Annotated in this window: 18 protein-coding genes; 3 read left to right on the forward strand and 15 right to left on the reverse strand. The window is 71.8% G+C overall.

Going from position 1 to position 18,941, the window contains the following annotated elements; all coding sequences use genetic code 11:
* Positions 1–177: 177 nt before the first annotated feature.
* The 10 genes from BJ998_RS09715 to BJ998_RS09760 form a co-directional block, all read right to left on the reverse strand.
* Positions 178–903 carry a ComEA family DNA-binding protein gene (locus BJ998_RS09715; protein ID WP_312890017.1) on the reverse strand — a complete coding sequence of 242 codons (726 nt, stop codon included), beginning with the start codon at positions 901–903 and terminating at the stop codon, positions 178–180.
* A 166-nt stretch (positions 904–1,069) separates the two neighbouring features.
* Entirely contained in the window at positions 1,070–1,930 is an 861-nt protein-coding gene (locus BJ998_RS09720; protein ID WP_184860441.1) for a DegV family protein, read from the reverse strand.
* Between the two features lie 11 nt (positions 1,931–1,941).
* Positions 1,942–2,658, reverse strand: coding sequence for a diglucosylglycerate octanoyltransferase (octT, locus tag BJ998_RS09725; RefSeq protein ID WP_184860443.1), 717 nt, complete (start codon positions 2,656–2,658; stop codon positions 1,942–1,944).
* A complete protein-coding gene (locus tag BJ998_RS09730; RefSeq protein ID WP_184860445.1) occupies positions 2,655–3,263 on the reverse strand; it encodes a histidine phosphatase family protein in 609 nt (202 codons plus the stop codon). The genes octT and BJ998_RS09730 overlap by 4 nt, the downstream gene beginning before the upstream one ends.
* Positions 3,260–3,637, reverse strand: a complete 378-nt coding sequence (gene rsfS / locus BJ998_RS09735) for a ribosome silencing factor (RefSeq protein ID WP_184860447.1) — start codon at positions 3,635–3,637, stop codon at positions 3,260–3,262. The genes BJ998_RS09730 and rsfS overlap by 4 nt, the downstream gene beginning before the upstream one ends.
* Positions 3,638–3,903: 266 nt before the next feature.
* Positions 3,904–4,494, reverse strand: coding sequence for a nicotinate-nucleotide adenylyltransferase (gene nadD / locus BJ998_RS09740; RefSeq protein ID WP_184860448.1), 591 nt, complete (start codon positions 4,492–4,494; stop codon positions 3,904–3,906).
* 111 nt (positions 4,495–4,605) lie between these two features.
* Positions 4,606–4,836 (reverse strand): ferredoxin, encoded by a 231-nt coding sequence (locus BJ998_RS09745; protein ID WP_184860450.1) that lies wholly within the window; start codon positions 4,834–4,836, stop codon positions 4,606–4,608.
* 41 nt (positions 4,837–4,877) lie between these two features.
* Entirely contained in the window at positions 4,878–6,080 is a 1,203-nt protein-coding gene (locus tag BJ998_RS09750; RefSeq protein WP_184860452.1) for a cytochrome P450, read from the reverse strand.
* A 76-nt stretch (positions 6,081–6,156) separates the two neighbouring features.
* Positions 6,157–6,747, reverse strand: coding sequence for a TetR/AcrR family transcriptional regulator (locus BJ998_RS09755; protein ID WP_184860454.1), 591 nt, complete (start codon positions 6,745–6,747; stop codon positions 6,157–6,159).
* Positions 6,748–6,769: 22 nt separating this feature from the next.
* Positions 6,770–8,095 (reverse strand): glutamate-5-semialdehyde dehydrogenase, encoded by a 1,326-nt coding sequence (locus tag BJ998_RS09760; protein ID WP_184860456.1) that lies wholly within the window; start codon positions 8,093–8,095, stop codon positions 6,770–6,772.
* A gap of 5 nt (positions 8,096–8,100) precedes the next feature.
* On the opposite strand from BJ998_RS09760, the gene BJ998_RS09765 reads away from it, so the two are divergent.
* The 3 genes from BJ998_RS09765 (at position 8,101) to BJ998_RS09775 (ending at position 12,227) form a co-directional block, all read left to right on the forward strand.
* Complete coding sequence (locus BJ998_RS09765) at positions 8,101–10,188, forward strand: RecQ family ATP-dependent DNA helicase (RefSeq protein WP_184860458.1); 2,088 nt, start codon at positions 8,101–8,103, stop codon at positions 10,186–10,188.
* A 62-nt stretch (positions 10,189–10,250) separates the two neighbouring features.
* Positions 10,251–11,282 carry a DUF2891 domain-containing protein gene (locus BJ998_RS09770; protein ID WP_246488562.1) on the forward strand — a complete coding sequence of 344 codons (1,032 nt, stop codon included), beginning with the start codon at positions 10,251–10,253 and terminating at the stop codon, positions 11,280–11,282.
* Between the two features lie 219 nt (positions 11,283–11,501).
* Positions 11,502–12,227 carry a G1 family glutamic endopeptidase gene (locus BJ998_RS09775; protein WP_184860460.1) on the forward strand — a complete coding sequence of 242 codons (726 nt, stop codon included), beginning with the start codon at positions 11,502–11,504 and terminating at the stop codon, positions 12,225–12,227.
* A 186-nt stretch (positions 12,228–12,413) separates the two neighbouring features.
* Here the strand turns inward: BJ998_RS09775 and proB are convergent, their stop codons facing one another.
* The 5 genes from proB to BJ998_RS09800 form a co-directional block, all read right to left on the reverse strand.
* Entirely contained in the window at positions 12,414–13,532 is a 1,119-nt protein-coding gene (proB, locus tag BJ998_RS09780; protein ID WP_184860462.1) for a glutamate 5-kinase, read from the reverse strand.
* A 3-nt stretch (positions 13,533–13,535) separates the two neighbouring features.
* Positions 13,536–15,026 (reverse strand): GTPase ObgE, encoded by a 1,491-nt coding sequence (obgE, locus tag BJ998_RS09785; RefSeq protein ID WP_184860464.1) that lies wholly within the window; start codon positions 15,024–15,026, stop codon positions 13,536–13,538.
* A gap of 59 nt (positions 15,027–15,085) precedes the next feature.
* Positions 15,086–15,355, reverse strand: a complete 270-nt coding sequence (rpmA, locus tag BJ998_RS09790; RefSeq protein WP_184860466.1) for a 50S ribosomal protein L27 — start codon at positions 15,353–15,355, stop codon at positions 15,086–15,088.
* Between the two features lie 14 nt (positions 15,356–15,369).
* Positions 15,370–15,678: a 50S ribosomal protein L21 gene (gene rplU / locus BJ998_RS09795; RefSeq protein ID WP_043717997.1), complete on the reverse strand. Its 309-nt coding sequence runs from the start codon at positions 15,676–15,678 to the stop codon at positions 15,370–15,372.
* Positions 15,679–15,951: 273 nt separating this feature from the next.
* Complete coding sequence (locus BJ998_RS09800; RefSeq protein ID WP_184860468.1) at positions 15,952–18,807, reverse strand: translation initiation factor IF-2 N-terminal domain-containing protein; 2,856 nt, start codon at positions 18,805–18,807, stop codon at positions 15,952–15,954.
* Positions 18,808–18,941 lie beyond the last annotated feature (134 nt).

Below are 18,941 nucleotides of genomic sequence, written 5' to 3' on the forward strand. Positions count from 1 at the left end.
CGCGCATGAAGGGCGGGGACCGGAGGAATCTGACGACCTCGATCCCGGCCGCCACCGTCGCGACGACGAGGGACCACCAAAACTGTTGCCCGCACAGAAGGGCGACCGGCAGGGCCACGACCGCGACATGTCGGCGGCACGCCTTCGCGAAGCGAGCGGGACCGTTCCGAGCAGTGGTCATGTCTGCACCAAGTCCTTCAGGTGGTCGAATCTGGTGGCGCCGATGCCGTCGACCTCGCGGAGCTGGTCGACCGACTGGAAGCGGCCGTTCTTGGTTCGCCACTGCAGAATCCGTTGCGCCATGGTGGGTCCGACGCCGGGCAGCGTTTCCAGGTCGGTCTGGGTGGCGGTGTTGAGATTGACTTTGCCCGGCGGCTGTCCCTGCGCCGGCGCCGGTTGCGGCACGCCGACGGCGACCTGCTCGCCGTCGGCGAGCTTCCGGGCCAGGTTGAGTTGCGTCAGGTCGGCGTCGGGCAGTGGGCCGCCGGCGGCGCGCAGCGCATCCGCGACACGGGAACCGTCAGGCACGGTGACCAGGCCTGGCCGGGCGACCTTGCCGACGACGCTGACGACGAGCGGCCCGGGCCTGCCCGCCCCCGCGCTGTGCGCGGCGGTTGGGGTGGCGGGGGCGGGCAGGGGTGGCTGTTCCAGCACGGGCCGGCTCAGCCACATGCCCAGGGCAGCGGCCAACGCGGCGAGGACCGCCACGCCGGCTAGGGCGAGTACCGCCGTTCGGGGTCGGCGGACCCGGGCGCCTCCGGGCAGCCAGCGCTCGACCGACGGGCCCGCCCGGGTCTCGGGTGGGTCCTGCGGTTCCGACACGGCGCCGCCGAGCACGTCGGCCAGGCGATTGCGTACCTGGGCCGCGTGGTTGGTGGCGCTTGGGCGCAGTCGATCGAGCACGCCGCCGACGCTAGGGCGCGGCGGGCGGCCGCCGGGCCGCGTGAAGATCCAGATGTGGACAACTCGGGGGCTGTGGACAACTGGGGCTGAGACGATCTTGGGGAGGGTGGGGCGGGCCCGGTTCGTGCCATGCTGGTGGGTTGGGCTCGCTGTCGCGGCAGCCGGGTCAGGCCGGCGGGTTCAACCCGCCCGGGACGACCACCACGCCGAGCACCCCCGGACCGGTGTGGGCGCCGATCACCGGCCCCACCTCGGAGATCAGGCAGCCGGGACAGTTCGGCAGCCGGGACTCGAGCTTGGCGGCCAGCTCGGCGGCCCGCTCGGGGGCGGCCAGGTGGTGCACCGCCAACTCCACCGGACCGCGACCGGCGGCGTTGGCGGCGAGGTCGACCAGGCGGGCGATGGCGCGGCTGGTGGTGCGGACCTTCTCCAGCGGCACGATCCGACCGTCCTCGACGTGCAGCAGGGGCTTCACCGACAAGGCGGTGCCGAGCAGCGCGGCGGTGGCGCCGATCCGGCCGCCCCGGCGCAGGTGTTCCAGGGTCTCGACGGAGAAGAACGTCCGGGCCCGAGCGGCGACCCGGGTAGCGGCGCGTTCGACCTCGGCAGGTGAAGCGCCGGCCGCGGCGGCATCGGCGGCGGCCAGGACGGCGAAGCCGAGGCCCATGGCGGTGGAGCGGGAGTCGACGATCCGGACCCGGTCCGGCCCGACCTCCTCGGCGGCCATCCACGCCGCGTTCCACGTGCCGGAGAGCTCCCCGGACAGGTGCACGGCGACCACCGCCTCGGCCCCGTCCTCCAGCGCCTTGCGGTACTCGGCGGCCAGCTCGGCGGGGTTGGCGCGGGAGGTGGTGACGGTGCGCCGGTCGCCGAGCGCCCCGGCCAACTCGGCCGGCCCGAAGTCCACGCCGTCGAGCCGCCCGACCCCGTCGACGAGGACGTGCAGGGGGATCACCCGCACCGAGCGCCGATCGGCGAAGCCTTCCGGCAGGTACGCGGTGGAGTCGGTGACGACTGCGACGGACACGGCCGCCCAGCCTACGGGTTGGCGGGGTCCAGGTGGCGGACCGTGTCCGCCAAGGCCTGCCCCACTGCCCGATGCGCGTCGAATCCCCAGTGGATGCCGTCCGGGTTCCCGTGCCCGCCCCGCACGTGATCACCGGTCAGCGACGGCAGGTCCAGCAGCGGAACCTCGTGCCGCCGGGCCCATCGCCGCACCGCGGCCTCTCCCGCGGCACGGCCGGTGTGCACGTAGCCGTAGACCGCCGCGTGGTGCACCGGCGGCACGATGCCGACCACCGCCAGCCCCGGCCGCAACGCCCACACGGCCCGAACGCAGTCGTCCAGGTATCGCTCGGTCAGGTGCGGAGGCAGCGCCACCGGCCGTCCGCCGAGCAACCGCGACAGGTGGGGCTGAGCGGCCAGATACGCCGTCCGAACACGCCGCCGCAACGAATCCGGGCGCAGGAACCGCAGCCCCTCCCGCAGGTACGTCGGCAGCGGCGACGGCAACGTGTCCATCCCGCCGACAGCCAGCACCAGCACGTCGGCCTTGGCCAGCGCCGCCCAGAACCGAGGATCCCCCGTCACCGCCCACCACGCGTCCCGCGCGGTCCACCCGAAGCCGGCGATCAACTCCGACGAGCCGCCGAGCGAAGCAGCAGCCACCGAAGGCCACAGCCGCGGATCGTCGGCGGCCAGCGGCCCGACCGGCCCGTGAAAGCACAGCGAGTCGCCGAGGACGAGCAGCTTCACGCGCCGGCGTTGTACGTGAGCAGCCGCCAGCGGCCGTCGCCGTCGGGCCGCCGCGCCAGCACCGCCCAGTGGCAGTTGCTCAACCCGCCCAGCTGCGGCCAGATCGACACCGGCATGGTCAGCAGTTGCGCCGTCAGCGCCGTGATCAGGCCCCCGTGCGCGCACAGCAGCACGGTGCCGGACAGCTCCTCGTCCAACTCGTTGACGAGGTCATGCGCCCGCGTCGCCACCTCCACCCGAGCCTCGCCGCCCGGCGGCGCCCAGGTGGGGTCGGACTGCCAGGTGCGGATGCCGCCCGGGTAGCGGACGTCCACCTCGGCCGAGGTGAGGCCCTGCCAGTCGCCGATGTCGGTCTCGCGCAGCCGCTTGTCCAGCCGCAGCGGCAGCCCGCTGGCCTCGCTGAGGATCTTCGCCGTGTCGGTGGCCCGCCGCAGGTCGGAGGCGACCACCAGGTTCGGCTCGTACGCCAGCAGCGCGGGCACCGCGGCCCGCGCCTGCTCCCGGCCCCGCTCGGTGAGCGGCGAGTCCAGGTGCCCCTGCCAGTGGCCGCTGGCGTTGTGCTCGGTCTGCCCGTGCCGCCACAGCAGGATTCTGCTCAGGGTCATGAACCGTCCTCACTGGACCCGTCGTCGAACGGGATCTCCGGGCAGTCCTTCCACAGCCGCTCCAGGCCGTAGAAGACACGTTCCTCGGTGTGCTGGACGTGCACCACGACGTCGACGAAGTCGAGCAGCACCCAGCGGCCCTCGCGGGCACCCTCGCGGCGGACCGGCTTGGTGCCGGCTTCCCGCATCTTCTCCTCGACGGCGTCCACGATGGCGCCGACCTGACGCTCGTTGGGCGCCGACGCGATCACGAAGCAGTCCGTGATCACCAGCTGGTTCGACACGTCCAGCACCTTGATGTCGTGCGCCTTCTTGTCAGCGGCCGCTGCCGCGGCCACCAGCGCCAGCCGTCGTGCCTCGTCGGTGGCTGCCACGTCACTCCCTGCGTTCTTCACCTACGGATGAGTGGCAAGGGTACCGTCCCGCGCTCGCGGAAAAACCCGTTGACCAGGGTGGGGCCGGCACGATCAGATATCGGCACACGGCCGCAGTGGGTGGCCCAACCGAAGGGAGGTGTGCGAATGCTCGGGAAGTCTCTCGGCGCGCTCGCGCTTCGTCCCGTCGGGCGTACGCGATAGCGCGCCAGGACTGACGAGTACGGGTCCCCCGATCCAGGCGCCGGATCGGGGGATTCCCGTCTTCAGCACTGGTAGAGACGGCGCTTGGAGATGTACTGCACCACCCCGTCCGGCACGAGGTACCAGACCGGCAGGCCGGCGCAGACCCGATCGCGGCAGGCCGTGGACGAGATCGCCATCGCCGGCACCTCGATCAGGCTCACCGAGCCCGCGGGCAGGTGGTGGTCGTCGAGGTGGAAGCCGGGCCGGGTGACGCCGATGAAGTGCGCCCGGGTGAACAGCTCGTCGACCCGCTTCCACGACACGATCTGCGACAGCGCGTCCGCGCCGGTGATGAAGAACAGGTCGTCGTCGGGGTACCGGTCGGCCAGGTCGGCCAGCGTGTCGGCGGTGTAGGTGGGGCCGTTGCGGTCGATGTCCACACGGCTGACCGAGAACCGCGGGTTGGACGCCGTCGCGATCACGGTCATCAGGTAGCGGTCCTCGGCCGGGCTGACCTCGCGGCCGGACTTCTGCCAGGGCTGCCCGGTCGGCACGAAGATCACTTCGTCCAGCTCGAACCTGGCCTGGACCTCGCTGGCCGCCACCAGGTGGCCGTGGTGGATGGGGTCGAAGGTGCCGCCCATGACCCCGATCCGGCGCTTGTCGGTCATAACGGTCCAGCGTAGGCAGCGGTCACCCGATCGGCCTTCGGCAGCGCCGAAGTGTGAGCAACGGCTATCCGAGTGGTGGGGCGCCGACCGGCAGCCGACGCCCCGGACCCCTCAGTCGAGCGGGGCGATCACCTTCTCGGTGCCGACCTCGCGCACCAGGATCGCCTCCATCGGGCACGACTCCGCGGCGGTGATCACCTCGTCGTCGGCGTCGACCTCGTCGACGATCGGCACGCCGTAGCCGCCTTCGAGCTTGAAGTACTTCGGCGAGGTGCCGGCGCACACGCCGGAACCGATGCACGTGCCCGAGTCGATCGATACATTCCAGCGGCCGTCTGCCACCGTGTCCTCCTCAGCCAGTTCAGGAACCCGTCAATCCTGCATCACCAGGCGACGGGCAGCGCCCGCAGGCCGCGTACGAGCCGGCCCTCCTTGAACGGCACCTCCTCGACCGGCACCGCGAACCGCAGGCCGGGGAACCGGCGCAGCACGGTGCCGACGGCGACCTGGAGTTCCAGCCGGGCCAACTGGGCGCCGAGGCAGTGGTGCGCGCCGTGGCCGAACGCGACGTGCGGGTTGTGCTCCCGGTGGAAGTCGATCTCCTCCGGGTTCTCGAAGACGGCGCCGTCGCGGTTGGCCGCGGCGATCTGCGTCATCACGGCCTCGCCCGCCTTGACGAGCGTGCCGCTGAGCACGACGTCCTCGGTGGCGATGCGCGCGAAGCCGGCGGCCGCGCCGAGCGGCGTCACCCGCAGCATCTCCTCGATGGCGGCGTCCAGCAGGTCGGGGTTCTGCTGCAGGTCGCGCAGCAGTTCCGGCTTGCTGAGGAGGGTGTAGAGGAAGTTGCCGGTCTGGTTGGCGGTGGTCTCGTGGCCGGCGACCAGCAGCGTGACGCCGAACTGGACCAGCTCCTCCTCGGTGAGCCGGTCCTCCTCGTCGCGGGCCCGCACCAGCTCGCTGAGCAGGGAGTCGCTGGGCTGCTCGCGGTGCTTGGCGACCAGGCTCGCCAGGTACGTCTTCAGCCCGTCCCGACCCTGCTGGATCTCTTCCGGGGTGTACGCGGTGAAGGCCAGCGCCGCGTCCGACCAGGCGCGGAACTGGTCCCGGTCCTCGTAGGGCACGCCGAGCAGCTCACAGATCATGGTGATCGGCAGCGGCAGCGCGAGCCCCTCGACCAGGTCGGCGGGCGGCCCCTGGGCCTCGATGTCGTCGAGCAGGCCGTCGACGACCTCCTGGGCGCGCGGCCGCAGCATCTCGATGCGCCGCATGGTGAACGCCTTGGCGACCAGCTTGCGCAGCCGGCTGTGGTTCGGCGGGTCCATGGTCAGCAGGCTGGTGTCGGTCTGGATCAGCGGCATCATCCGGGGGACGTCGGCGCCGAGGGTGGCCGCGCGGCTGAACCGCGGGTCGCCCAGGACCGTCTTGACGTCCTCGTAGCTGGTGGCCATCCAGGCCTCGCCCCCGTAGGGCATGCGCACCCGGGCCAGTTCGCCGTTGTCGCGCAGCCGTCCGTACTCCGGGTCGAGGTCCAGCCGCTTGGCCTCGCTGAACGGGTACGGGCACGCGCCACGGTCGACAGTCGTCATGTCAGGCTCCCCAAGGCCGAACTGGGATGTAAGCTTCCGCTTACATCCCTGACGATAGGCAACCGACTACGGGCCGTCAACCAGCCGGCTCGGTGTCGACCCGTTCGAGCAGCACGGAAACGGAGCGCAGCACCAGCCGCGCCACGTCCTCGGGATCGGCGCTGACCAGCGGCTCCTTACGCACGACGGACCGCAGCATGCCCAGCCCGACCAGCCAGGCCAGCACCAGGTCGACCCGCAGGTCGGCGTCCTCGGCGTCGGTCAGCGAGCCCAGCACCCGGACGTAGTCCTCGCCGAGCTGCTTGCGGATGGCATCGGCGGCACTGTCGTGGCCGCTGGAGCGCAGCGCGGCCAGCCACACGCTCTCCTGCCCGATGTCCGTGTTCGGGTTGAGCATCCGGGCCAGCGTCTCGGCCAGCACCTGCTCGGCCGGTGACTCCGCGACCAGCACCCGGCTCTGAGTGGCCAGCACGGCGTGGAACAGGTCTTCCTTGGTGCCGAAGTAGCGGAACAGGAGCGCCTGGTTCACGCCCGCGCGGTCGGCGATGTCGCGGACGGTGGTCCGCTCGTAGCCGCGCTCGGTGAACAGCTCCTGGGCCGCGCGCAGCAAGGCCGCCTTGGTGGCGGATGCGTCACGTCTGCGGTGTTCGGGCGCTTCTGAAGTCACGCCCGTGAACGTACCGGCGGTGTCAGGAGACGGGGCGGACGTGACCGTCGCCCCACACCACCCACTTCGTCGAGGTCAGCTCGGCCAGCCCCATCGGGCCGCGGGCGTGCAGCTTCTGGGTGGAGATGCCGATCTCCGCGCCGAGGCCCAGCTCGCCGCCGTCGGTGAACGAGGTCGCCGCGTTCACCATCACCGCCGCCGCGTCCACCCGCGCCACGAAGTCGCGGGCCGCGCGCACGTCGTCGGAGACGATCGCCTCGGTGTGGCCGCTGCCGTGCCGGCCGATGTGCTCGACGGCCTCGTCCAGCGAGTCGACGATGCGCATGGCGATGTCCAGGGACAGGTATTCGGTGTCCCAGTCGGCGTCAGTGGCCGGCGTGACCTCGACCAGCTCGGCGGCGCGCTTGTCGCCGTGCACGGTGACGCCGTGGGTGATGAGCTGGCGAACCGCCTCCGGCACGAACCGGTCGGCGACGTCCTGGTGCACGAGGACGGTCTCGGCGGCGTTGCACACGCTCGGCCGGCGGGTCTTGGAATTGATCAGGATCCGGAGCGCCATGTCGAGGTCGGCGGCGCGGTCCACGTAGACGTGGCAGTTGCCGACGCCGGTCTCGATGGTCGGCACCGTCGCCTGCTGCACGACGGCGGAGATCAGGCCGGCGCCGCCGCGCGGGATGACCAGGTCGACGAGGCCGCGGGCGGTGATGAGGTGCTGCACGGAGGCGCGGTCGTGGCACGGCAGCAACTGGACGGCGTCGGCCGGGAAGTCGTTGTCCGCCAACACTTCGCGGAGCACCTTCACCAGCGCGAGGTTGGACTGCTCGGCGCTGGAGGAACCGCGCAGCAGGACTGCGTTGCCGGACTTGAGCGTGAGGCCGGCGGCGTCGACCGTGACGTTCGGACGGGCCTCGTAGACGATGCCGACGACGCCGAGCGGGACCTGCACCTGGCGCAGTTCCAGGCCGTTCGGCAGGGTGGAGCCGCGGCGGACGTCGCCGATCGGGTCCGGCAGGCCGGCGACCGAGCGGAGGCCGTCCGCGATGCCGGCGACCCGCTTCTCGTTCAGGGCGAGACGGTCCAGCAGGGCATCGCCGATGTTCGCCTCGCGGCCGGCGGCCAGGTCGCGCTCGTTGGCGGCGATGAGGTCGGCGGCGTTGGCCTCGAGGGCGTCGGCCATCGCCAGCAGGACCTTGTTCTTGTCCTGCGTGTTGGCGGTCGCGAGGAGCTTGGCGGCGACGCGCGCTCGCCTGGCGGCGTCGTGGACCTGAGTCTGCAGCTCGTCCGTCACCCGTAGGATTGTAGAACAATCCGGGCCGGGGTAGAACTGTCGGTGCGTTGGTGTAGGCATGAGGCATGGACGACCTGGCGCTGCGTGAGCAGGCAGAGGAGCACCTCCGGGCCCTTGCCGGTCCGGAGGCGAAACTCCGTGACGACCAGTGGACGGCGATCAGCGCACTGGTGTCGCAGCGCCGGCGTGCGCTGGTCGTGCAGCGCACCGGGTGGGGCAAGTCGGCGGTGTACTTCATCGCGACGGCGCTGCTGCGTTCCCTCGGCGAGGGGCCGACGGTGATCGTGTCGCCGCTGCTGGCCCTGATGCGCAACCAGGTGGAGGCGGCGGCCCGGGCCGGGGTGCGGGCGGCGACCATCAACTCCGCCAACCTGGGCGAGTGGCAGGAGGTCCAGGACGCCGTCACCGCTGGCGACGTGGACGTGCTGCTGGTCAGCCCGGAACGGCTGAACAACCCGGACTTCCGCGACAACGTGCTGCCGAGCCTGACCGCGAGCGCCGGGCTGCTCGTCGTGGACGAGGCGCATTGCATCTCCGACTGGGGCCACGACTTCCGCCCCGACTACCGGCGGCTCCGCACACTTCTGGGTGAACTGCCGGCGGGCGTGCCGGTATTGGCGACGACGGCGACCGCGAACGACCGCGTGGTCCGCGACGTCGCCGACCAGCTCGGCATCGGGGGCGCGCAGACCTTGGTGCTGCGCGGCCCGCTGGACCGGGAGAGCCTGCACCTGGCCGTCGTCACGCTGCCGAACCCGGCGGCGCGCCTGGCCTGGCTGGCGGAGAAGCTGACCGAACTCCCGGGCTCCGGCATCGTCTACACGTTGACGGTGTCGGCGGCCGAGGACATGGCGTCGTTCCTGCGCGAGCGGGGCTTCGAGGTGGCGGCGTACTCGGGCAAGACCGACCCGGCCGAACGCGAGCGCGCCGAGGCGGACCTGCTGGCGAACCGGGTCAAGGCGCTGGTGGCGACCTCGGCGCTGGGCATGGGTTTCGACAAGCCGGACCTGGGCTTCGTGGTGCACCTGGGCGCGCCGCAGTCGCCGATCGCCTACTACCAGCAGATCGGCCGCGCCGGCCGTGGCGTGCAGCGGGCGGAGGTGCTGCTGCTGCCGGGGCGCGAGGACCGGGAGATCTGGCAGTACTTCGCATCGTTGGCGTTCCCGCCGGAACACATCGTGCGCCAGGTTCTGGACGCGCTGGCGACGAGCGACCGTCCACTGTCGACGGCCGCGTTGGAGCCGATGGTGGAGTTGTCGCGCAGCCGGCTCGAAGTCGTGCTGAAGGTGCTGGACGTGGACGGCGCGGTGCACCGGGTGCGCGGCGGCTGGGTGTCGACGGGCGAGCCGTGGCACTACGACGAGGAACGCTACGGCCGGCTCGGCGAGGCGCGGCGGGCCGAGCAGCAGGCGATGCTCGACTACCAGGCCACCGAGGGCTGCCGCATGGAGTTTCTGCTGCGGCAGCTGGACGATCCGACGGCGGCGCCGTGCGGGCGGTGCGACAACTGCACGGGCCGGCGATGGAGCGTCGAGGTGTCGGGGCAGGCGGCGACGGCGGCGCAGGACCGGCTGAACCGGCCGGGCGTGGAGATCGCGCCACGCAAGATGTGGCCGAGCGGCATGTCCGGGCTGGGTGTGCCGCTGTCCGGCAAGATCCCGGCCGGGCAGCAGGCCGAGGAGGGCCGGGCACTGGGCCGGCTGACGGACATCGGCTGGGGCAACCGCCTGCGCGACCTGCTCGCGGACAACACGCCGGACCAGCCGGTGCCCGACGACGTGTTCAACGCCTGCGTGCAGGTGCTCGCGGCGTGGAACTGGACGCAGCGGCCGACCGGCGTGGTCACGATCGGCTCGCGCCGGCGGCCGAAGCTCGTCGCCAGCCTGGGTGAGCGGCTGGCTTCGATCGGCCGGCTGGCCTACCTCGGCGAGATCGAGTCGGCCGGCGAGGGCATCCGGCGCAGCAACAGCGCGCAGCGGTTGGCGGGGTTGTGGCAGGGCCTGCGCGCGCCGGAGACGTTCGCCGCCGACGGTCCGGTGTTGCTTGTGGACGATCTCGTGGACAGCGGTTGGACGATGACGCTGGCGGCGCGGCTGCTGCGGGAGGCAGGTGCGCCCGCGGTGCTGCCGTTCGCGCTCGCGGTCACGAACTAGGTGTAACGCGAAGGTCCCCCAGGAGCGATCTCACCACAATCCGCTCATCACGGAGGAGAGTCTTGAGCACTCTGGGGACGGCCGACCGGCAGGCGCTGCTGCTGGCCCGGGCCGAGGACTTCGCGAAAATCATCCTGGTCAACGCGCGCCGGGAGTTTCCCAACCACATCAGGCACGTCATGTCGGGTCCGGGCGACCTGCCGAACCGGCCCAAGGACGTCTTCCCGGCGTTCTACGGTTGTTTCGACTGGCACTCGTGCGTGGAGATGCACTGGGCGGTCGTGCGCCTGCTGCGCACGGCGCCGGACCACGTGCCGGCCGCCGAGATCCGAGCGCTGCTCGACGAGCACCTGACGGCCGACAACATCCTGGTGGAGACGCGCAGCTTCCACGAGTTCAGCAAGCACTCACGGCCCTATGCCTGGGGCTGGGAGCACATGCTGCAGCACGAACTGTCCACCTGGGACGATCCGGACGCGCGACGCTGGGCGGCGAACCTGACGCCGTTGACCGAGGCGATCACGGGCGCGTTCCTGGACTGGCTACCGAAGGCGACCTACCCCGACCGGCAGGGCATGCACTTCAACAGCGCGTTCGGCCTGTCCCTGGCGCTGCCGCACGCCCGCGCGCTGGCCGACCGGGGCGAGCCGGCCCTCGCGAACGCCATCTCCGATGCGGGGCACCGCTGGTTCGACAACGACACCGACTATCCGGCCCGCTACGAACCGGGCGGCGCCGATTTCCTGTCGCCCGCGCTCTGCGAGGCGGAACTGATGTCGAACCTGTTCGGCCCAACCGAGTTCAGCCAATGGTTCGATCGATTCCTGCCGGACATCACCAACAGCGGCCTGTTCACGCCCGCCGTCGTTTCCGATGACGCCGACGGACAGATCGCGCATCTGCACGGATTGAATCTCAGCCGGGCCTGGTGCCTGCTCCGACTGGCCGCAGTCCTTCCGCCGAACGATGTCCGCATCGCCGAGATGCACGCCGCCGCGGCCGCGCAGGCCGTGCCGGAACTGGATCTGACCAGCGGGACGGACTACATGGTCGAGCACTGGCTCGCCTGCTATGCGGTGCTGCTGCTGACCTGACACAAAGGGGAGCAAAACGGATTTATCGCCGCCGGGAACCCGCCGAAAGTAGCTACCGCGGCCCGATGGTCCGTTGAAAGATCAGTACGGGCCTCCGCCGGGGAATCTGATCACTTCCCCGGCGGAATTCCCGACAATGACGCCTGTCCCTCCACCACCCCTGCAGGCACTCCCGCATCGCCGATCAGCGAGTGGGAGGCGCCGGTGAAAGGATCGGAAATGCTCGCCACTCGTCTCACCCGTGCCCTGGTCGCGGCCGCGCTGGCCACCGCCGGCCTCGCCACCGGCACGGCCGTCGCCACCACCGGCCCCGCCACCTTCGGCCCGCACGTCAGCTTCGGGCACGGCGCGGGCAGCAGCTTCTCCGGCGGCAACTGGGGCGGCTACGCCAGCTTCGGCAGCTGGACCACCGCGACCGCCAGCTGGACCGAGCCGTCGGTCACCTGCCGGTCCACCAACGACCTGTTCGCGCCGTGGGTCGGCATCGACGGCGACGGCTCCTCCACCGTCGAGCAGACCGGTGTCGCCACCGACTGCTCCAGCGGCCGGCCCGTCTACCAGGCGTGGTACGAGATGTACCCGGCCGCGCCGGTGTACTACAGCAACTCCATCAGCGCCGGCGACCACTTCACCGCCACGGTGACCCGGTCCGGGACCAGCTACACGCTGACCATCAGCGACACCACCAAGGGCTGGACCAAGACCACCACCAAGTCGCTGAGCAGCGCCCGGCACTACTCCGCCGAGGCGATCATCGAGTCGCCCACCGACTCGTACCCGTCCGTCAGCGGCAACACCATCTCGTTCACCGGCGTGAAGTTCGACGGCAAGACGCTGAAGTCGACGAACCCGTCCGCGCTGAACGCCGACGACCGGGGCACCAACACCTGGATCCCGAACGCGATCGGCTCCGACGGCACCAGCTTCTCGATCACCAGGCACTGACCAGCGCCTGCGGCCAGGCAGCCGCACCCGTCACGGGCGATCCCTGTGGCGGGTGCGGTTTTCATTGTGACGGGAGAGGATGGCGGGCGAGGCAGGTGGCGGGCCGGCCAGGCGGTGGAGAGCCTGCCAGGCCGTGGAGGCGGGCAGCGGGAACAGCACGTCGGCGAGGTCGGCCTGGCTGCGAGGTCAGCTCCGGTGCGGCAGCGGAACCAGATCGTCGGCGTGGACCACTTCGCGGCGTTGCTCGGGGGCCAGGTGCTGGCTGGAGCGGCCGATCATCGCGGGAAGCTCGACGGCGTCGAAGGCGACCACACCGCGGGCGACGACCGTGCCGGCGAGGTCCGTGAGGTCGACGACGTCGCCGGCGTCGAAGTCGCCGTGGACGCCGGCGATGCCGGCGGCGAGCAGGGAGCGGCGGCGGGTGACGACGGCGGCCACGGCGCCGTCGTCGAGGGTGAGGCGGCCGGCGGAGTCGGCGGCGTGGGCGAGCCAGAAGCGCCGGGCGGAGAGGCGAGAGCCGGTGGCGGCAAAGGCGGTGCCGACGGCGGCGGAGGTAAGCGCGGAAGCGGCGTCGGCGGCGGAAGCCAACAGCACGGGAACGCCGGCGGAGGAGGCCAGGCGGGCGGCGGCGAGCTTCGAGGCCATGCCGCCGGTCCCGACGCCGGAGGCACCGGCGGAGCCGGCGATGACGTCGGCGAGGTCGGACTCGTCGGCCACCTCGGTGATGCGCCTTGCCCCGCCCCGCCGGGGATCGCCGTCGTAGAGGGCGTCCACATCGGACAGCAGCACCAACGCGTCGGCGCCGACCAGGTGCGCCACCAACGCGGCCAGCCGGTCGTTGTCGCCGAAGCGGATCTCGTCGGTGGCCACGGTGTCGTTCTCGTTGACGACGGGCACGACGCCGAGCGCCAGCAACCGCGAGAAGGTGCGCTGCGCGTTGCGGTAGTGGGCCCGGCGCACAACGTCGTCGGCGGTGAGCAAAAGCTGGCCGACGGTCAGGTCGTAGCGGGCGAACGACGTCGCATAGGCGTGCACCAACTCCAGTTGCCCGACGCTGGCGGCGGCCTGCTGCGTGGCGAGATCCTTGGGGCGCTTGCCGATGCCCAGCGGCGCCAGCCCCGCGGCGATCGCACCGGACGACACCAGCACGACCTGGCTGCCCGCGGCCGACCGCGCGGCGAGGGCGTCGACCAGCGCGTCCAACCGGCTCGGATCCAGACCCCCGATCGCGGTGGTCAGCGACGACGATCCGACCTTGACCACGATCCGCTTCGCGGCGGCGACCGCCTGGCGGGCCTGCGACACGCCCTACTCCTCGAAATCGTCGTCTTCGTCATCGAAGGCCGGCCACTCGCCCGGGGTCCGCCGGGCCTTGCGGGCCGCCTTGCGCTCGGCGGCGCCGACCCGGTTGTTGGTCTCCAACCGGGCGTCGGTGCCGCGACCCGTCATCAGTACCGCGATGCCGGCCGGCGTGGACGGTTCCCAGTCGAAGGTCACATCGCCGATGGTGACCGGGCAGCCCGGCACCGCGCCGGCCTTGGCCAGCGCCTCCTCGACGCCCAGCCGGGCCAGCCGGTCGGCCAGGTAGCCGACGGCCTCGTCGTTGGAGAACTGGGTCTGCCGGATCCAGCGCTCGGGCCGGCTGCCGCGCACCACGAAGCCGCCCTCGTTCTCCGGGTCCGGCTCGACGGTGAAGCCGGCGTCGTCGACCGCGACGGGCCGCAGCACGATGCGCGTCGGCTCCAGGATCGGCTGCGCGGCCCGGTGCTCCTCGACGGCCTTGGCCAGCGCGAAGCTCAGCTCCCGCAGGCCGGTCCTGGTCACCGTGGAGACCTCGAACACCGGCAGGCCACGGGCCTCCAGCTCGGGGCGCACCAGCTCGGCGAGGTCCTTGGCGTCGGGCACGTCGGTCTTGTTCAGCACGACAAGTCGCGGCCGCTCGGCCAGCTCGCCGCCCAGCGACGGCGTGTACCGGGCCAGCTCGGCCTCGAGCGCGTCGATGTCGGACAGCGGGTCGCGGCCGGGCTCGTAGGTGGCGCAGTCGACGACGTGCACCAGCACCGCGCAACGCTCGATGTGGCGCAGGAAGTCCAGGCCGAGGCCCTTGCCCTCGCTCGCGCCGGGGATCAGGCCGGGCACGTCGGCCATGGTGAAGACGGATTCGCCCGCGGTGACCACGCCCAGGTTGGGGACGAGCGTGGTGAACGGGTAGTCGGCGATCTTGGGCCGGGCCGCGGACAGCACGGCGATCAGCGACGACTTGCCGGCGGACGGAAAGCCGACCAGGCCGACGTCGGCGACCGACTTCAGTTCCAGCACCAGGTCGCGGGTCTCGCCCTCCTCGCCGAGCAGCGCGAAGCCGGGCGCGCGGCGGGCCTTCGAGGCCAGCGCGGCGTTGCCGAGACCGCCGCGGCCGCCCTGGGCCGCGACCAGCCGGGTGCCGGCGCCGACCAGGTCGGCCAGCACCTCGCCGTCGGGGCTGAGTACCACGGTGCCGTCGGGGACACGCAGCTCCAGGTCCTCGCCCTGGGCTCCGTCCCGGTTGGAGCCCTGGCCCTGGCGGCCGTTGGTGGCGCGGGCGTGCGGGCGGAAGTGGAAGTCCAGCAGGGTGTGCACGCTGGGGTCGACGACCAGCACGACGTCGCCGCCGCGGCCGCCGTTGCCGCCGTCCGGGCCGCCCAGCGGCTTGAACTTCTCGCGGTGCACCGAGGCGCAGCCGTTCCCGCCGTTACCGGCCGCCACGTGGATGGTCACGCGGTCAACGAAGCGAGACACGAGAAGAACTTCCTTCCGGAGCATGAAAAAACGAGGGGTGGACCGGTTGGTGCCCCGGCCACCCCTCGTCGAAAGCGAAAACGTCAGGCAGAGGCCAGAGCCTCGACCGGGACGATGTTGACGGTCTTGCGACCCCGCTTGATGCCGAACTCGACCGCGCCGGCCGACAGCGCGAACAGCGTGTCGTCCTTGCCGCGGCCCACGTTCACACCGGGGTGGAACTTGGTGCCGCGCTGGCGGATCAGGATCTCGCCGGCCTTGACGACCTGACCGCCGAAGCGCTTGACCCCGAGGTACTGCGGGTTGGAGTCACGGCCGTTGCGGGAGCTGGATGCACCCTTTTTGTGTGCCATGGCTGGTCAGGTCCTCACTTAGTGATGGCGGTGACCTCGACGCGGGTCAGCTTCTGGCGGTGACCCTGGCGCTTGTGGTAACCGGTCTTGTTCTTGAACTTGTGGATGCGGATCTTGGGGCCCTTGGTGTGCTCGACGACCTTGGCGGTCACCGAAACCTTGCCCAGGGCGTCGGCGTCAGCGATGACATCGCTGCCATCCACGACGAGCAGCGCTGGGAAGCTGACTTCGGCGCCCGGTCCACCGTCGAGCTTCTCGACCTGGACGATGTCGCCGACGGCAACCTTGTACTGCTTGCCGCCAGTCTTGACGATCGCGTACATCGGGACGGAAGTCTCCTGCTACTCGACGTTGACGGGGCACGCACGGTCCAGAGCCCAAAGGAATCCCACACAGGAACATCCGCGGAGGAATTCCAACCAGCTTGGACTGGCGCACGACGGGGCCCACCGGATGGGGGCCAAAGAAGAGGTTACGGGCCGGGTGGAGGGGAGGTCAAACCGGGGTCCCCCTAGCCGGCACAAGGTGACCGTGGTCACTCCGGGCGCGGGTCACCGGCCCGTGGGCGAGCGCCCACGGGCCGGTGAAACACCTGGTCAGTCCTGCGTCACCGTGCTGGCCGGCGGGCCGGCCGGGCGGGACGCCGCACGCCGGACACGACGCCGTGTGGCGGACACCACGGGCTCCGGCTCGGCGGCGGGCTCGGGCGCGTGGTGGCCGTTGGCCGCGGCGACGGTCGGCTGCTCCGGCACCTCGTAGGGCACGGAGACGCCCGACTGGCCGGTGACCGCCGCCGCGGCGACCGCGGGCGCGGCCTCCTCGGCGGCAGCCGGCTCAGCTGCGACCGGCTCAGCATCGGCCGGCTCAGCATCGGCCGACTCAGCGGCAGCCGGCTCGGCGGCCGGAGCCTGCTCTGCGACGGCCTCGGCCGAGGTCGACTCGGCCGCAGCCGCCTCGTCCCCGGCGATCTCCGCCGGAGTCGACACGGCCTCGACCGGCGCCTGCTCGGTCGCGGCCACCTCGGCCGGCTCAGCGGCGGGCGCGGCGGTTTCCACGACCTCCGCGGCCGGCTGCTCCTCGTTGCGGTGCCGGTTGCGGTTGCGCTTGCGGCCGGACTTCTCGGCCGGCTTCTCCGCCTGCGCCTGCTGCTGGCCGTTGTTGCCGTGGCCGTTGCCGCCGTTGCCGGACGAGTGACCGCCGTTGCCGTGGTTGTGGGTGATCGGCTCGGTGGTCACCACGACGCCCCGCCCGCGGCAGTGCTCACACGTGCTGCTGAACGCCTCCAGCAGCCCGGTGCCGACCCGCTTGCGGGTCATCTGCACCAGGCCCAGCGAGGTGACCTCGGCGACCTGGTGGCGGGTGCGGTCCCGGCCCAGGCACTCGGTCAGCCGGCGCAGCACCAGGTCCCGGTTGGACTCCAGCACCATGTCGATGAAGTCGATGACGATGATGCCGCCGATGTCGCGCAGCCGGAGCTGGCGCACGATCTCCTCGGCCGCCTCCAGGTTGTTCCTGGTGACCGTCTCCTCCAGGTTGCCACCCGATCCGGTGAACTTCCCGGTGTTGACGTCGATGACGGTCATCGCCTCGGTGCGGTCGATCACCAGGTAGCCGCCCGAGGGCAGCCACACCTTGCGGTCGAGCGCCTTGGTGATCTGCTCGTCGATGCGCTGCTCGGTGAACACGTCGTTCAGGCCGACGTGCTTGCGCAGCCGGTCGGCCAGGTCGGGCGCGACGTGCCGGACGTAGCCGTCGATGGTGTCCCAGGCCTGCTCGCCCTGCACGACCAGCTCGGCGAAGTCCTCGGTGAACAGGTCGCGCACGACCTTCACCAGCAGGTCCGGCTCCTCGTAGAGCAGCTGCGGGGCCTGGGCCTTGGGCGCGTCGGCCTTCTCCTTGATGACCTCCCACTGGGCCTGCAGGCGACGCACGTCGCGGCCCAGCTCCTCCTCGGCGATGCCCTCCGAGGCGGTGCGGATGATCACGCCGGCGTCCTCGGGCACGACCCGCTTGAGGATGTCCTTGAGCCGCTTGCGCTCGTTGTCGGGCAGCTTGCGGCTGATGCCGGTGGCGCCGCCGCCCGGCACGTACACCAGGAACCGGCCCGGCAGGCTGATCTGCGTGGTCAGCCGGGCGCCCTTGTGCCCGACCGGGTCCTTGGTCACCTGGACCAGCACGCTGTCGCCGGTGGACAGCGCCTGCTCGATCTTGCGCGCCTTGCCCTCCAGGCCGGCGGCGTCCCAGTCGACCTCGCCGGCGTAGAGCACGGCGTTGCGGCCGCGGCCGATGTCCACGAACGCCGCCTCCATGCTGGGCAGCACGTTCTGCACCCGGCCGAGGTAGACGTTGCCGACCAGCGACCCGGTGCCGGCCGAGGTCACGAAGTGCTCGACGAGCACCCCGTCCTCCAGGACGGCGATCTGGGTGCGGTCGCCGCGCTCGCGCACGACCATCTTGCGGGCCACCGACTCGCGGCGGGCCAGGAACTCGGCCTCGGACAGGATCGGCACGCGGCGGCGGCCGGCCTCCCGGCCGTCCCGGCGGCGCTGGCGCTTGGCCTCCAGCCGGGTCGAGCCGCGCACGCTGCGCACCTCGTCCTTGGCGGCCTCGGAGCGCTCCTCGTCCCGGGCCGGCGCGGCGTTGCGGACGTGCACGACGGTGTTCGGCGGGTCGTCCTCGGCCGCGGCGGTGTCCTCGTCCGCGCCGCCCTTGCGACGACGGCGGCGACGGCGACGCCGGCTGCTGCCCGCACCGTCGTCGGCCTCGCTGTCCTCGCCGGACTCGGCCTCGGCGGGCTCCTCCGGCTCGTCCTCGCCGGACTCGGTGTCCTCGTCGGAGTCCGAGTCGGCGCCGTTGTCCTCGGGACCGCCCTTGCCGCGGCCACGGCCGCGACGGCCGCGACGGCGACGGCGCCGGGTGCCGGCGTCCTCGTCGCTGTCGTCCTCGACCGCCTCCTCGGCGGCCTGCACCGGCTCGTCTTCGTCCTCGTCGACCGGCGCCTCCGGCTCCGGCTCGGGGGCGCGGCGGCGGCGCGACGGGCGCGGCTCGGCGGTCGGCGGCAGGAACACCACCGACGGCGGCGCGAAGACGGGCGCCAGCGTGACGGCGACCTCATCGTCCTCGTCGACCGGGGCCGGCTCGTCGTCCGGGCGCTCGGCCAGCACGCCGGTCAGCTCGTCGTGGGCGACGAGCACCTCGTCGGTGTCGTCCTCGACGTCCTGCTCGCCGGTGGCCAGCAGCGTCGCGGCGACCTGCTCGGCGACCTCGCGGCTCACGCTCGACTGCGGGCTGCGCACGACCTCGCCGAGGTCGGCCAGCGCGGCGAGCACCTCTCGGCTGCTCGTGTCCAGCGCCTTGGCCAGCGCGTGCACCCTCAGCTTGGGAGGGAACTCGGGAATGGGTGTGGTGCCATCCCCGCCGGGCCCGCCGGCGGGGTTCTTCTTCTTCGACATGTAGCTCCTCCGCCCCCGGGCGCGTCCAGTGTCTGGACGCGGCCACACAGGGGCCCGTTCCGTTCTGTCTCCGTCGCCGTCGGCGACGGGAAACCCTGCCTGGCGCCGCCCGACTTCCTGACGTGGCCAGGCCT

Origin of the sequence: Kutzneria kofuensis, from assembly GCF_014203355.1 — a bacterium.
Classification (GTDB): domain Bacteria; phylum Actinomycetota; class Actinomycetes; order Mycobacteriales; family Pseudonocardiaceae; genus Kutzneria; species Kutzneria kofuensis.